This window comes from Pseudomonas sp. 9.2(2024) (genome assembly GCF_039695385.1).
Classification (GTDB): Bacteria; Pseudomonadota; Gammaproteobacteria; order Pseudomonadales; family Pseudomonadaceae; genus Aquipseudomonas; species Aquipseudomonas paraglycinae.
In genome coordinates this window covers 6,179,638-6,194,548 of the sequence record NZ_CP155585.1, presented here as the reverse complement: position 1 = coordinate 6,194,548, position 14,911 = coordinate 6,179,638, and the positions used below count along the sequence as shown (strand labels likewise).

Annotated in this window: 12 protein-coding genes; 8 read left to right on the top strand and 4 right to left on the bottom strand. The window is 62.9% G+C overall.

Annotation, left to right across the window (positions count from 1 at the left end; genetic code table 11):
- Window positions 1–4: 4 nt before the first annotated feature.
- The 6 genes from ABFB52_RS28065 to gcvP all read left to right on the top strand — a co-directional run bounded on the left by ABFB52_RS28065 (window position 5) and on the right by gcvP (window position 8,788).
- A complete protein-coding gene (locus tag ABFB52_RS28065) occupies window positions 5–1,222 on the top strand; it encodes a 2-octaprenyl-3-methyl-6-methoxy-1,4-benzoquinol hydroxylase (protein ID WP_165369535.1) in 1,218 nt (405 codons plus the stop codon).
- A gap of 107 nt (window positions 1,223–1,329) precedes the next feature.
- Window positions 1,330–2,334 carry an extracellular solute-binding protein gene (locus ABFB52_RS28060; protein WP_102717343.1) on the top strand — a complete coding sequence of 335 codons (1,005 nt, stop codon included), beginning with the start codon at window positions 1,330–1,332 and terminating at the stop codon, window positions 2,332–2,334.
- Window positions 2,335–2,490: 156 nt separating this feature from the next.
- Complete coding sequence (locus ABFB52_RS28055; protein ID WP_085746744.1) at window positions 2,491–4,107, top strand: iron ABC transporter permease; 1,617 nt, start codon at window positions 2,491–2,493, stop codon at window positions 4,105–4,107.
- Between the two features lie 157 nt (window positions 4,108–4,264).
- A complete protein-coding gene (gcvT, locus tag ABFB52_RS28050; protein WP_102685829.1) occupies window positions 4,265–5,347 on the top strand; it encodes a glycine cleavage system aminomethyltransferase GcvT in 1,083 nt (360 codons plus the stop codon).
- Between the two features lie 49 nt (window positions 5,348–5,396).
- Window positions 5,397–5,780, top strand: a complete 384-nt coding sequence (gene gcvH, locus ABFB52_RS28045) for a glycine cleavage system protein GcvH (protein ID WP_085746742.1) — start codon at window positions 5,397–5,399, stop codon at window positions 5,778–5,780.
- A gap of 134 nt (window positions 5,781–5,914) precedes the next feature.
- The gene (gene gcvP / locus ABFB52_RS28040; protein WP_129973010.1) at window positions 5,915–8,788 is read left to right on the top strand and encodes an aminomethyl-transferring glycine dehydrogenase; all 2,874 of its coding nucleotides are present in this window, start codon (window positions 5,915–5,917) and stop codon (window positions 8,786–8,788) included.
- Window positions 8,789–8,843: 55 nt separating this feature from the next.
- Here gcvP and ABFB52_RS28035 read toward each other — a convergent pair whose 3' ends face one another.
- From ABFB52_RS28035 to ABFB52_RS28025, 3 genes are all read right to left on the bottom strand, one after another.
- On the bottom strand, window positions 8,844–9,161 hold the full coding sequence (locus ABFB52_RS28035; protein ID WP_007951791.1) for a DUF2388 domain-containing protein: 318 nt from the start codon (window positions 9,159–9,161) through the stop codon (window positions 8,844–8,846).
- Between the two features lie 69 nt (window positions 9,162–9,230).
- The gene (locus ABFB52_RS28030) at window positions 9,231–11,015 is read right to left on the bottom strand and encodes a GspE/PulE family protein (RefSeq protein ID WP_129973009.1); all 1,785 of its coding nucleotides are present in this window, start codon (window positions 11,013–11,015) and stop codon (window positions 9,231–9,233) included.
- Between the two features lie 90 nt (window positions 11,016–11,105).
- Complete coding sequence (locus ABFB52_RS28025; protein WP_129973008.1) at window positions 11,106–11,444, bottom strand: hypothetical protein; 339 nt, start codon at window positions 11,442–11,444, stop codon at window positions 11,106–11,108.
- 126 nt (window positions 11,445–11,570) lie between these two features.
- Between ABFB52_RS28025 and ABFB52_RS28020 the strand changes: the two genes are divergently transcribed.
- The gene (locus tag ABFB52_RS28020; RefSeq protein WP_007951785.1) at window positions 11,571–12,041 is read left to right on the top strand and encodes an Lrp/AsnC family transcriptional regulator; all 471 of its coding nucleotides are present in this window, start codon (window positions 11,571–11,573) and stop codon (window positions 12,039–12,041) included.
- A gap of 145 nt (window positions 12,042–12,186) precedes the next feature.
- Here the strand turns inward: ABFB52_RS28020 and ABFB52_RS28015 are convergent, their stop codons facing one another.
- The gene (locus tag ABFB52_RS28015; RefSeq protein ID WP_129972269.1) at window positions 12,187–13,557 is read right to left on the bottom strand and encodes a CYTH domain-containing protein; all 1,371 of its coding nucleotides are present in this window, start codon (window positions 13,555–13,557) and stop codon (window positions 12,187–12,189) included.
- Between the two features lie 156 nt (window positions 13,558–13,713).
- Here ABFB52_RS28015 and argE point away from each other — a divergent pair, with 156 nt between their 5' ends.
- The gene (gene argE / locus ABFB52_RS28010; RefSeq protein WP_129972268.1) at window positions 13,714–14,862 is read left to right on the top strand and encodes an acetylornithine deacetylase; all 1,149 of its coding nucleotides are present in this window, start codon (window positions 13,714–13,716) and stop codon (window positions 14,860–14,862) included.
- Window positions 14,863–14,911: the final 49 nt, after the last annotated feature.

Below are 14,911 nucleotides of genomic sequence, written 5' to 3'. Positions count from 1 at the left end.
GGAAATGCGCGCGGATGTGCTGATTGTCGGAGCCGGAATGGTCGGCAGCGCCCTGGCGCTGGCGTTGCAGGGCAGCGGGCTGGAAGTCCTGCTGCTCGACGGCAGTCCGTTGAGCGTCAAACCCTTCAATGGCGACGCACCGTTCGAGCCACGGGTGAGCGCACTGTCGGCGGCCAGCCAGCGGATCCTCGATCGCCTCGGCGTGTGGGATGGCATCGTCAACCGACGCAGCAGCCCTTACACCGACATGCACGTCTGGGACGGCAGCGGCACCGGCCAGATCCATTTCTCGGCCAGCAGCGTGCACGCCGATGTGCTCGGCCATATCGTCGAAAACCGCGTGGTGCAGGATGCCTTGCTCGACCGTCTGCACGATTGCGATATGGGTCTGCTGGCCAACGCGCGACTGGAGCAGATGCGCCGTTCCGGTGACGACTGGCTGCTGACCCTGGCCGATGGCCGCACCTTGCGTGCGCCGCTGGTGATCGCGGCGGACGGTGCCAACTCCGCTGTGCGCCGTCTGACCGGCGTTGCCACTCGCGAGTGGGATTATCTGCATCACGCCATCGTCACCAGCGTGCGCAGCAGCAAACCGCACCGCATGACCGCGTGGCAGCGCTTCACCGATCACGGGCCGCTGGCGTTTTTGCCGCTGGAGCGTGACGGTCAGCAGGACTGGTGCTCGATCGTCTGGTCGACCACACCAAGCGAAGCCGAACGGCTGATGGCGCTGGATGAAGCGGACTTCTGCCGGGAACTGGAGCGCGCTTTCGAAGGTTGCCTCGGCGACGTCATCAGCGCCGACCCGCGCCTGTGCGTGCCGCTGCGTCAACGCCACGCCAAACGCTACGTGGCCGAAGGGCTGGCGCTGATCGGCGATGCCGCGCACACCATCCATCCGTTGGCGGGGCAGGGCGTGAACCTCGGCTTTCTCGACGCCGCGGTGCTGGCCGAAGTGCTGTTGCAAGCGCACGAACGCGGCGAACGCCTGGCGGACGTGAAAGTCCTGAGCCGCTACGAGCGTCGACGCATGCCGCACAACCTGGCGCTGATGGCCGCGATGGAAGGCTTTGAGCGGTTGTTCCAGGCTGACCCGCTGCCGCTGCGCTGGTTGCGCAACACCGGGCTGAAAATCGTCGAGCAGATGCCCGAGGCCAAGGCGCTGTTTGTGCGTGAAGCATTGGGGCTGACCGGGGACTTGCCGGCCCTGGCCAAGGCCTGACGACGGTCGTGCAACATCTGGTAACTCCTTGGGAAAGTGATCGATTGAGCTGGTAAATGTGAGTCCTTATCATTTGGGCCACTTTTCCCGACCGAGAGACCGCTCCCATGTTGGCATCCAAGCGTGTTCTGACCGCACTGGCCCTGACCCTGATCGGCAACACTGCCGCCCAGGCCGCCGACGAGGTGGTGGTCTACTCCTCGCGTATCGATGAGCTGATCAAGCCAGTGTTCGATGCCTACACCGCCAAGACCGGGGTGAAGATCAAGTTCATCACCGACAAGGAAGCGCCGCTGATGCAGCGGATCAAGGCCGAGGGCGAGAACGCTACCGCCGACCTGCTGCTGACCGTCGATGCCGGCAACCTCTGGCAGGCCGAGCAGATGGGCATTCTTCAGCCGTTCACCTCGAAAACCATCGACGCCAACATTCCTCTGCAATATCGCTCGTCCAGCCACGCCTGGACCGGCCTGAGCCTGCGCGCGCGGACCATCGCCTATTCCACCGAACGAGTAAAACCGGGCGAACTGACCACCTACGAAGCACTGGCCGACAAGAACTGGGAAGGCCGCCTGTGCCTGCGCACGGCGAAGAAGGTCTACAACCAGTCGCTGACCGCCACCATGATCGAAGTGCATGGCGCCGAGAAGACCGAGCAGATCCTCAAGGGCTGGGTCAACAACCTGTCCACCGACGTGTTCTCCGACGACGTCGCGGTGCTGGAAGCGATCAATGCCGGCCAGTGTGACGTCGGCATCGTCAACACCTACTATTACGGCCGCCTGCACAAGCAGAAGCCGGAACTGCCGGTAAAACTGTTCTGGCCGAATCAGGCGGATCGTGGCGTACACGTCAATCTGTCGGGCATCGGCCTGACCAAACATGCACCGCATCCGGAAGCCGCCAAGGCACTGGTGGAGTGGATGACCACGCCTGAAGCGCAGAAGATCTTTGCTGACGTGAACCAGGAGTTCCCGGCGAATCCGGCGGTGAAGCCTTCGGAAGAAGTGGCGGCGTGGGGGCAGTTCGTGGCTGATACGTTGCCGGTTGAAGTGGCGGGCAAGCGCCAGGCTGAAGCGATCCGGATGATGGATCGGGCGGGTTGGAATTGAGTCTTTCCTGACAGCACTGTTTGATCGTTCCCACGCTCTGCGGGGGAATGCAGCCCTCGACGCTCTGCGTCGCATCATCGACAGCGTGACGCGGAGCGTCACAGAATGTGTGCCCACGCAGAGCGTGGGCACAATCATTTGAACGAGACTGTTTCCTTGGCCCACCCCGCCCAACGCCGCTGGTACCCCATCGTCTTCGCCATCGCCGCGTTGGTGCTGCTCCCCCTCAGCGTGCTCCTGCTCTCATGGCAAACCATCGACCACCAGATCTGGTCGCACCTGTGGGAAACCCAGATGCCGCGTCTGCTGGGCAACACACTGACGCTGGTCCTCGGCGTAGGCATCGGTGTAACGCTGATCGGCGTAAGCCTCGCCTGGCTCACCAGCCTCTGCGAATTCCCCGGCCGCCGCTGGCTCGACTGGGCGCTGATGCTGCCATTCGCAATCCCGGCCTACGTGCTGGCGTTCGTGTTCGTCGGCCTGCTGGACTTCGCGGGCCCCGTGCAAACCCTGCTGCGCGAATGGTTCGGCACCGGCCTGCGCCTGCCGCGAGTGCGCTCCACCGGCGGGGTGATTCTGGTGCTGGTGCTGGTGTTTTATCCCTACGTCTACCTGCTGGCGCGCACCGCGTTCCTGGCCCAGGGCAAAGGACTGATGGAAGCCGCGCGGGTGCTCGGGCAGTCGCCGTGGCAAGCGTTCTGGCGCGTGGCACTGCCGATGGCGCGGCCGGCCATCGGTGCCGGCGTGGCGCTGGCGCTTATGGAAACCCTGGCGGATTTCGGCGCGGTGTCGGTGTTCAACTTCGACACCTTCACCACCGCGATCTACAAGACCTGGTACGGCTTCTTCAGCCTGCCCAGCGCCGCACAACTGGCCAGCCTGTTGCTGCTGGTGGTGATGCTGGTGCTGTACGGCGAACGTCGCGCGCGTGGCGCGAATCGGGCAAGTAATGAACGGCCACGGGTCAAGGCGCTGTATCACCTGCGCGGGCCCAAGGCCTGGGCGGCGACCGGCTGGTGCAGTCTGGTGTTCGCCTGCGCGTTTGTCATTCCTGTGCTGCAACTGGTGGTGTGGTTCTGGCAGCGCGGGCGATTCGATCTGGATGAGCGCTACGCCGGGCTGATTCTCCACACGTTGTATCTGGGCGGCATGGCGGCGTTGATCACGGTCAGCGTGGCGATGTTGCTGGCCTTCGCCCGGCGTCTGGCGCCTACCCGGGCGATCAATTCTGCGGTCGGTCTGGCCAATCTCGGTTATGCCTTGCCGGGTTCGGTGCTGGCGGTGTCGATCATGCTCGCGTTCAGTTATCTGGATCGGGAGCTGGTGATTCCGCTGTCCGGCTGGCTTGGCGGTGCGGGCAAACCGCTGCTGCTGGGCAGTCTGGCGGCGTTGCTGTTGGCGTATCTGGTGCGGTTCGTGGCGGTGACCTATGGGCCGCTGGAAAGCAGTCTGGCGCGTATACGGCCCTCTTTGCCTGAAGCGGCACGTAGCCTGGGCGTCAGCGGGCCGCGACTGTTTTTCAAAGTGTATCTGCCGCTGTTGCTGCCCGGCACGCTCAGCGCCGCGTTGCTGGTGTTCGTCGATGTGCTCAAGGAAATGCCCGCAACCCTGCTGATGCGCCCGTTTGGCTGGGACACGCTGGCGGTGCGGATCTTCGAAATGACCAGCGAAGGCGAATGGGCGAGGGCGTCGTTGCCGGCGCTGACCCTGGTGCTGGTCGGCTTGTTGCCGGTCATCGGACTTATTCGCCGTTCGGCGCATCGAAACACTTAGTCGTCAGTCCTGAATCATGCGGCTACAATGCGCGGCATTCGGTGCGGTCCGTCTGACAGACCCTGTCGCTGAAATCGGCTGAAAGCCCTTTTTTACAGGGCTTTCCGATCCGTGCAGCAGCGCTCCGCACCTTCGCCACGCCCGGAAGGAGAAACCCATGGGACAGCGTACGCCTCTGTATGACCTGCATCTCGCCCTCGGCGCGAAGATGGTCGATTTTGGCGGTTGGGACATGCCCCTGCATTACGGCTCGCAGGTCGAGGAACACCATCAGGTGCGCCGCGATTGCGGGGTGTTCGATGTTTCCCACATGACCGTGATCGATGTCACCGGCCCCCAGGCCAAGGCCTGGCTCCAGCATCTGCTGGCCAATGATGTCGAACGCCTGCACAGCCCAGGCCGTGCGTTGTACAGCACCATGCTCAACGAGCGCGGCGGCATCGTCGACGACATGATCGTCTACCGCCTCGAAGACGGTTATCGTCTGGTGGTCAACGCCTCCACCCGCGATCAGGACCTGGCCTGGATGCAGGCACAGCTGGGCAGCTTCGATGTGCATATGCACGAACGCTCCGAGCTGGCGATGCTCGCCATTCAAGGCCCCCATGCCCGGCACAAGATTGCCGAACTGGTGACCCAGTCCCGCGCCAACCTGATCCAGATGCTCAAGCCTTTCGAAGGTCACATCGACGGCGACTGGTTCATCGCGCGCACGGGTTACACCGGTGAGGACGGTCTGGAAATCGCCCTGCCAGCCGATCAGGCCCCCGGCTTCTTCAACGATCTGGTGGGCGCCGGCATTTCCCCCATCGGCCTCGGTGCCCGCGACACACTGCGGGTCGAAGCCGGCATGAACCTCTACGGTCAGGACATCCACCAGGACGTTTCGCCACTGGCCTCGAACATGGCCTGGAGTATCGCCTGGGAACCGGCCACGCGCCGCTTCATCGGTCGCGACGCGCTGGAAGCGGAAAAAACCGCCGGCGTGCAGCACAAACTGGTCGGCCTGGTGCTTGAGGAACGCGGGGTTTTGCGGGCCCATCAGGTGGTTCGTATCGCTGATGTTGGCGAAGGGGAGATCACCAGTGGTAGTTTCTCTCCTACGCTTAGCAAGTCGATTGCCCTGGCGCGTGTACCGATGGCGACTGCCGACCGCGCCGAAGTGGAAATCCGTGGCAAGTGGTATCCGGTACGCGTGGTCAAACCGACCTTTGTCCGTCACGGCAAAACCTTGATCTAAACCTTTTCCGGCGGGCACGACCGCTGACAATTTCTTGAGGACACCGAGCATGAGCAACATCCCAGCTGAACTGCGTTTTGCCGAAAGTCATGAATGGGCGCGTCTGGAAGCCGACGGCACCGTCACCGTGGGCATCAGCGATCACGCCCAGGAAGCGTTGGGTGATGTGGTGTTTGTCGAGCTGGCAGAAGTGGGCAAGGTGTTCGCCGCCGGTGATGCTGCCGGTGTCGTCGAGTCGGTAAAGGCTGCTTCCGACATCTATTCCCCGGTCGGTGGCGAAGTGATTGCCGTCAACGAAGACCTGGCCAACGCGCCGGAAGAGCTGAACAACGATCCGTACGCCGCGTGGATCTTCAAGCTCAAGCCAAGCGACAAGGCCGAGCTGGACAAGCTGCTCGACGCTGCCGGCTACAAGGCTGCCATCGGCGAATAAGCTGCAGGCCAGACCCCAAAGCCCCGACCCGTCGGGGCTTTTTTCTGCCCGGGACTTTTGCCGTCGGGGTGGCTGCTATGCTGGTTTGACCGTGTTGCATTGACGCCGAGCCGCCAGCCAAGAGAGAGCCCGTCATGTCCCAGTTGCCATCCCTCAGCCAGTTACGCGACCCCCATGCCTTTCTGCGCCGCCACCTCGGCCCCGATGCCGCCGAGCAGCAGGCGATGCTCGACAGCCTCGGCCTCGGCAGCCGGGTCGAGCTGATCGAACAGACCGTGCCGCCGGGCATTCGCCTCAACCGCGAGCTGGACCTGCCGCCGGCGCTGGACGAACAGGCGGCGCTGGCAAAGCTGCGCGGTTATGCCGAGCAGAACCAGGTCTGGACCAGCCTGATCGGCATGGGCTACCACGGCACCCTGACCCCGACCGTCATCCTGCGCAACGTGCTGGAAAATCCCGGCTGGTACACCGCCTACACGCCTTACCAACCGGAAATCGCCCAAGGCCGGCTCGAAGCGTTGCTCAACTTTCAGCAACTGACCATCGACCTCACTGGCCTTGAACTGGCCAATGCTTCGCTGCTCGATGAAGCCACCGCTGCGGCGGAAGCCATGGCCCTGGCCAAGCGCGTGGCGAAGTCGAAAAGCAATCTGTTCTTCGTCGACGAAAACTGTCATCCCCAGACCATTTCCGTGGTGCAGACCCGTGCCGAAGGTTTCGGCTTCGAGCTGATCGTCGACGCTGTGGACAACTTGAAGCAGCACCAGGTGTTCGGCGCACTGCTGCAATACCCCGACACCCACGGCGAAGTCCGCGACCTGCGGCCACTGATCGATCACCTGCACGCGCAGCAGGCGCTGGCCTGCGTGGCGGCCGATCTGCTCAGTCTGTTGCTGCTGACCCCGCCGGGCGAACTGGGTGCCGACGTGGTGTTCGGTTCATCCCAGCGCTTCGGCGTGCCGATGGGTTACGGCGGCCCGCACGCGGCGTTTTTCGCCAGTCGCGAGGAATACAAACGGGCGATACCGGGGCGGATCATCGGCGTGTCGAAAGATGCCCGCGGCAACGTCGCGCTGCGTATGGCCCTGCAAACCCGCGAACAGCACATTCGCCGGGAGAAGGCCAATTCGAACATCTGCACCGCCCAGGTGTTGCTGGCCAACATCGCCAGTTTCTATGCGGTCTATCACGGCCCGGAAGGTCTGAAACGAATCGCCCAGCGGGTGCACCGGCTGACCTGCATTCTCGCCGTCGGGCTCGAACGCCATGGCATCAAGCGCCTCAACCAACATTTCTTCGACACCCTCACGCTGGACGTGGGCGGCGCGCAAACCGCGATCATCGAAAGTGCCCAGTCCGCGCAGATCAACCTGCGCATCCTCGGTCGTGGCCAACTCGGTCTGAGCCTCGACGAGGCCTGTGATGAAAACACCGTGGCCAGACTGTTCGATGTGCTGCTGGGCGCCGATCACGGGTTGAGCGTCGATGAGCTCGACGCCGAGACGCTGGCTTCCGGCATTCCCGACACGCTGCAGCGCAGCACGCCTTACCTGCGTCACCCGGTGTTCAACGCCCACCACAGCGAAACCGAGATGCTGCGCTACCTCAAACAACTGGAGAGCAAGGATCTGGCGCTCAACCAGTCGATGATCCCGCTGGGCTCCTGCACCATGAAACTCAACGCCACCAGCGAGATGATCCCGATCACCTGGCCGCAATTCGCCAACCTGCACCCGTTCGTGCCCCGGGAGCAGGCTGTCGGTTACACGCTGATGATCGAGGAGCTGGAGCGCTGGCTGTGCGCGATTACCGGGTTCGATGCAATCTGCATGCAGCCCAACTCCGGCGCCCAGGGCGAGTACGCCGGGTTGCTGGCGATCCGCAAATACCACGAGAGCCGCCAGCAGGGCGGGCGGGATATCTGCCTGATTCCTTCTTCGGCCCACGGCACCAACCCGGCCTCGGCGCAGATGGCCGGGATGCGCGTGGTGATCGTCGAGTGCGATGAGGCGGGCAACGTTGATCTGGAGGATTTGAAAGCCAAGGCGTCCGAGGCCGGGGCCAAGCTGTCGTGCCTGATGGCGACCTATCCGTCGACCCACGGCGTGTACGAGGAAGGCATCAGCGAAATCTGCGAAGTTATCCACCAGCACGGCGGCCAGGTGTACATGGACGGCGCCAACCTCAATGCTCAGGTCGGGCTGGCGCGGCCGGCGGACATCGGCGCCGACGTGTCGCACATGAACCTGCACAAGACCTTCTGCATTCCCCACGGCGGAGGCGGGCCGGGTATGGGGCCGATTGGCGTGCGTGCGCACCTGGCGCCGTTCGTCGCCAATCATCCGGTGGTGCCGATCGAAGGGCCGCAACCGCAGAACGGTGCGGTCAGTGCCGCGCCGTGGGGCAGCGCAAGCATTCTGCCGATCAGCTGGATGTACATCGCGATGATGGGGCCGCAATTGGCGGATGCCAGTGAGGTGGCGATCCTTGCTGCGAATTACCTGGCACAGCATCTGTCCGGTGCTTTCCCCGTTCTGTACACCGGTCGCAACGAGCGGGTCGCCCACGAATGCATTCTGGATCTGCGGCCACTCAAGGCTGCCACCGGCATCAGCGAGGAAGACGTCGCCAAGCGCCTGATGGATTACGGCTTCCACGCGCCGACCATGTCGTTCCCGGTGCCGGGCACTTTGATGGTCGAGCCGACCGAAAGCGAGTCCAAGGCCGAACTGGATCGTTTCATCGGCGCGATGCTGAGCATTCGTGCAGAAATCACTGAGGTGCAAAACGGCAACTGGCCGGCCGAGGACAACCCGCTCAAACGGGCGCCGCATACCCTGGCCGATATCACCGGCGTGTGGGAGCGGCCGTACAGCATCGAGCAGGGCATCACGCCGGATGCGCACACCAAAGCGCACAAATATTGGCCGGCAGTGAACCGGGTCGATAACGTCTACGGCGACCGCAACCTGTTCTGCGCCTGCGTGCCAGTGGACGATTACCGCTGAACAGCGGGCAAAAAAATGCCGCTCGTGTGAGCGGCATTTTTGTCTGTCCGGAAGGTTATTCCGACGCCACGGCGTTCTTCGCCAGAATCGCGTTCGCCAGTTCCATGTCCGTTGCCTGCAGGCCCGGGTTGTCGGCGCGGACTTTCTGCATCGCGGCTTCCAGGTACGGGCCACGGATACCGCCGTCGCTGGCGACGAAGCTGCCGGCATCGTCCTGGGCGGCAACGATCAGTTTGTGATCCTTGAAGGTCAGGTAGGTCGAGCCGGTGGTGGCACCGGACGAAATGACGTTACGCCAAAAGCTGTCGGCCATTGCCGAACCGACGGGCAGAGACAGCAGGGCAAGGGTGGCGACAGCAAGTTTGAGACGCATGTTGGGTGACTCCACTGGTGTTGAATAACCGGTTGGATCGCCGTTTCCCCGATCCGGTTCCGTGAGCGGCTATTTCTGCTCGCTCTGTGGCGTCACCCGCAGCACTTCCTCAAGGGTTGTCAGCCCCGCAGCAACTTTCTGCGCGCCGGACAATCGCAGGCTGCGCATGCCTTCCTTGAACGCCTGTCGGCGGATCGCGGTGAGATCGGTGTCGGAGCTGATCAAGGCCTTGAGGCTGTCGCTCAGTTGCATGATTTCGTAGACCCCGGCGCGCCCGTGATAACCGGTGTCGCGACACTCCAGGCAACCGATGGCCCGTTGCGCATTACCGGGCAGCGGCGCCTGCCACGGTCGGGTCAGGGTTTGCCAGTCTTCTTCATCAAGAGTCAGCGGCGCCTTGCAGTGCGGGCACAGGGTTCGCACCAATCGTTGCGCCATCACGCCGAGCACGGTGGCCTTGATCAGGTAATGAGGCACGCCGAGTTCCAGCAGACGGCTGATGGCGCTCGGCGCATCGTTGGTGTGCAGGGTCGAGAGCACCAGGTGCCCGGTCAACGCCGCCTGGATCGCCATTTCGGCGGTCTCCAGGTCACGGATCTCGCCGATCATGATGATGTCCGGATCCTGCCGCATCAGCGCGCGCACACCGGCGGCGAACGTCAGGTCGATGTTGTGCTGGACCTGCATCTGGTTGAAGGCCGGCTCGACCATCTCGATCGGGTCCTCGATGGTGCAGAGGTTGACCTCCGGAGTCGCCAGTTTTTTCAGTGTGGTGTACAGCGTGGTGGTCTTGCCGGAACCGGTCGGGCCGGTGACCAGGATGATGCCGTTGGGCTGACGGGTCATGTCCTGCCAGCGCCTCAGGTCGTCGGTGGAAAACCCCAGCTGATCGAAATCCTTGAGCAGCACTTCCGGGTCGAAGATCCGCATCACCATTTTTTCGCCGAACGCGGTGGGCAGGGTCGACAGGCGCAACTCGACTTCGCCGCCGTCCGGGGTCTTGGTCTTGACCCGGCCGTCCTGGGGTTTGCGCTTCTCGGCGACGTTCATCCGGCCAAGGCTTTTCAGGCGGCTGACGATGGCCATCGTCACCTGGGGTGGAAATTGATAGACGTTGTGCAGCACGCCGTCGATGCGAAAGCGAACGGTGCCTTGATCGCGCCGGGGTTCGATGTGGATGTCGCTCGCCCGCTGCTGGAAGGCGTACTGGAACAGCCAGTCGACGATGTTGACGATGTGCGCGTCGTTGGCGTCCGGTTCCTGATCGCTGGCGCCGAGGTTGAGCAGTTGTTCGAAGTTGCCGAGGTTGCCGCTCTGCGCATCGGCATTGCTGGCGCCGCTGACCGATTTGGCGAGGCGGAAGAATTCGACGCTGAAACGCTGGATGTCCGCCGGGTTGGCCACCACCCGTTTGATCGGCAGTTTCAGGACGTGAGTCAGGTCCGCCTCCCAGCCGCTGACATAGGGCTGGGCGCTGGCCACGGTCACCGCGTCGCGGTCGACCGACACCGCGAGAATCTTGTGGCGCTGGGCAAAGGCATAGGACATCAGCGGCGTGATGGCCGCGACGTTGATCTTCAGCGGATCGATCCGCAGGTACGGCTGGCCGGCCTGCTGCGCCAGCCACAGGGTCAGGCTTTCCAGGTCGAGGTGTTTGCCCGGACGGCTGAGGTCGTCCAGTTGCTGGCTGGCGATGAATTCCAGCGGATGCTTCTGGCCGTGGGCGGCATGTCGGCGCCGGGCATTCAGCGCTTGCTCGGCCGAGTCCTGGCAGATGAAACCCTGGGCGACCAGTTCACGCAGTACCTCATTGAGATCCAGCCAGCGGTCCTGAGTGGCGAGTTGAACGGACATGCGGGCTCCTTTTGAACGACAGTGCGCAAAGGATAGTCGTGGCCCCGCCGACCGTTGGGCCACTACCCGACGAAGACGTTTCGGTTCTTGTCAGCCGGCCGCCTGCGCCGGTGCATCCCACGCCGCGTCGGGGTTTTGCAGGTTCACCGAGCAGACGCTGATCAGGTTACGAAGTTTTTCCGCGATCACTTGGGCGCGGTGCCAGCTCAGGCCGCTCATGACGATGTCGATCGACAGCAGATCGTCCAGCCGCTGGACATTCACCTGTTCCGGGGTGAGGCACTGCAAGGCGAACAGGTTCAGGACACGCACCAGCAAATCCGGCTCGGCCTCGGCCAGGATCTGATACTGCGCAAGGCAATGGGCGTTGCTGGCGTTCCACACATCGGCACGGGGCGCAGGGGTGTTGACGGCTTCGAGGTGTGGCATGGGAGGTCTCCGGAATCAGTGGGGGAATTTTTACATCCGATGCCGGGCATTTCTTGTCTAAGATGAGCTGATCAGGCGGTTGATTGGTGGAATCAATTCGCTATTGGCTTCTTTTGAGGATTATTTATGCACAGCGAGCTGGACAGCTACGACCGGCGCATTCTCGCCCTGCTGCAAGAGGACGCTTCCTTGTCCAGCGCACAGATCGCCGAGCAGGTGGGGCTGTCGCAATCGCCGTGCTGGCGACGGATTCAGCGGATGAAGGAGGAGGGGATCATTCGTGGCCAGGTGACTTTGCTCGATCGCAAGAAGATCGGTCTGAACACGCAGATTTTTGCCGAGATCAAACTCAACGCCCACGGCCGTTCGAACTTCACCGAATTCACCGAGGCGATTCGCGGTTTTCCCGAAGTTCTGGAGTGTTACGTGCTGATGGGAGCGGTGGATTTTCTGTTGCGGATTGTCGCGGCGGACATCGAGGCGTATGAGCGGTTCTTCTTCGAGAAGCTGTCGCTGGTGCCGGGGATTCAGGAAGTGAACTCGATTGTGGCGCTGTCGGAGATCAAGTCCACGACCAGTTTGCCGGTACTGCGCTGATCACGCGGGGGATGATCGTTCCCACGCTCCGCGTGGGAATGCCTCAATGGACGCTCTGCGTCCGCTTTGGGACGCGGAGCGTCCCGGGCTGCATTCCCACGCAGACGGTTCGACGCCTCGACGTGGGAACGATCTTTCGCCGGTGTTACATGCGCAGCAGCATTTTCCAGGCGCGATTCTGGTACACCGCAATCGCCTGATGCTTGCGCGCATCGAGCAGTTCATCGGTGATGGTCGGCTCGTTGGCCAGTTGCGCCAGTTTGTTCAGCTCGCCATACAGACGATCCATTTCCGGGATCTCCAGCACGTTGCGCGCGTGGTGCAACCAGACCTGGATGCGCTCGATGCGCGGCAGTTGCTCGGCCAGATCTTCCGGCTGCTGCTGATAGCGCTGCAATTGCAGCGAAGTGGCTTCTTCGCCCAGCAGGCGCGGCAGCCAGCTTTGCAACTGCGCGGCACCCTGGCGATTGCCACGGGTGTTGCGGTCGGCAGCCCAGGTGCGGGCCAGCAACCAGCGCGAAGCGTTCAGCGAGAACAGGCCCCAGCGCGGGTCTTCCAGCTCTTCGAGGAACTGTTCCGGCGCGGCTTTGCGCACGTCTTCGTCTTCGATGCCGACCTGTACCAGCGGACGCCAGTCTTCCAGCAGGGCATCGAGGGCAACACGCAGGTCATGGGTCGACGGACGTGGTGCGGCCTGGCCGAGGCTGCTGAGCAGGGCACGCATTTCCGCGAGGTTCTCGACCCAGTCCTGCAGCAGGCGCCAGTGGCCGTTGAAGCGATACTGTTCGGCCAGACGCTGGCTGCTGCCGAGCAAGTGCCAGGCCAGGGCGGCGAAGGCGTCGTCCAGCGGGGTTTCGGCGGTGATGGCCGGCGCCGGCAGGCTCAGCGAGTAGCTGTTGGCGTCGTATAGACGATAGCCGCGCTCGGCCTTGCTGATGTCGCACGGCATCAGGGCCAGGGTTTCGGCCAGTTCGGCGGCCAGTTCCAGCAGCGCGGCAGGCTCGCCTTCGCGCAGTTCCAGTTCCAGCTCGCAGATTTCTTCTTTCTGTTTGCCGACTACCACGTGGCCCAGATCCAGCGCGGCTTCGATGACCACTTTGGTCTTGCCACGGCCCCACGCGATTTCGGCGCGTTCGCGGACGAAATCGGTGGTGAAGATCGGCTTCAGGGTTTTCTTGTCCAGCTCGGCGAGGGACTCGGGCCAGCATTCGCCGTCGAGTTTCTTCACGTCGAGCTTGGCTTTGGGCAGGTTCCAGTCGTACTCGTTACGCTCGGACAGACCGGCGACGCTCTGGCCACGGGTCTTGAGGGTCTGAATCACCTCTTCGCCGTCCTTGCGCAGGCGCAGGGCAACCTTGGCCCGGGCCAGGTCACGCTCGGGCGTGTCGAAGTACTGATTCATCAACTCACGGCGTTCCCAGCCACTTTTGTTGCGTTTTTTCAGGAGAGGGTGCTCGCGCAGGGCGGCGAGGGTTTCGCGGCTGACGCGGAGTTTGATTTCGGTTTCTTTCTGCATGGCCGGAAAATCCAGGATCGGGAGCGCAGCCGGGGGAATGTGTGGCTGCCAAGGCCGTGCAGTGTACAGGACTGAACCTTCCTACGCTTTGCGGCGGTTTATTCTCGGCGCCGGATGGTTCTATGATGAACCTCAATCCGGGAGTTGGAGTCAGCGATGCCTTTGCCGTCCATGCAAGACCAGTTCGCTGCACTGATCGCCGCGCCGTCGGTCAGTTGCACTCAGCCGCGGCTCGATCAGTCCAACCGGGCGGTGATCGATCTGCTCGCGGGCTGGCTCGGCGACCTCGGTTTCAGCTGCGACATCCAGCAGGTCAGCTCCGGAAAATTCAACCTGCTCGCCAGTTTCGGCAGCGGACCCGGCGGGCTGGTGCTGGCCGGGCACAGCGACACGGTGCCGTACGACGATGCGCTGTGGAAAACCGATCCGCTGAAACTCACCGAAGTCGACGGCCGCTGGGTCGGCCTCGGCAGCTGCGACATGAAGGGCTTTTTCGCCCTGATCATCGAAGCCGTGCAACCGCTGCTCGATCAGCCGTTCAAACAACCGCTGCTGATCCTCGCCACCTGCGATGAAGAAAGCTCGATGTCCGGTGCCCGTGCGCTGGCCGAAGCGGGGCGACCGCTGGGCCGGGCTGCGGTGATCGGCGAGCCGACCGGGCTCAAACCAATCCGCATGCACAAAGGCATCATGATGGAGCGCATCGATATCCTTGGGCAGAGCGGCCATTCGTCGGATCCGCGCCTGGGGCACAGCGCCCTCGAAGCGATGCACGATGCCATCGGCGAACTGCGCGGCCTGCGCCTGCTGTGGCAGCGCGAATTCAACAACCCGCAGTTCAGCGTGCCGCAGCCGACCATGAACTTCGGCTGCATCCACGGTGGCGACAACCCCAACCGCATCTGCGGTCAGTGTTCGCTGGAGTTCGACCTGCGGCCGTTGCCGGGAATGGACCCCAAGCTCTTGCGCAGCGAGATTCTGCGCAGGCTCAACCCGGTCGCCGAACGCCATCAGGTGAAAATCGATTACGCGCCGCTGTTTCCCGAAGTGCCGCCGTTCGAGCAGGCCGAAGACGCGGAACTGGTGCGAATTGCCGAAAAACTCACCGGCCATACGGCCGAAGCGGTAGCGTTCGGCACCGAAGCGCCTTATCTTCAGCGCCTTGGCTGCGAAACCATCGTGCTCGGCCCCGGCGACATCGCCTGTGCGCATCAACCGGGCGAGTACCTCGAAATGTCACGTTTGCAGCCTACCGTGCATCTATTGCGGCAGTTGATCGAACATTACTGTCTCAAAGCTGTATAAATTGCCCAAACACCCACCCGTATTCATGAGGAGAGCGCGCGTGTCGCCA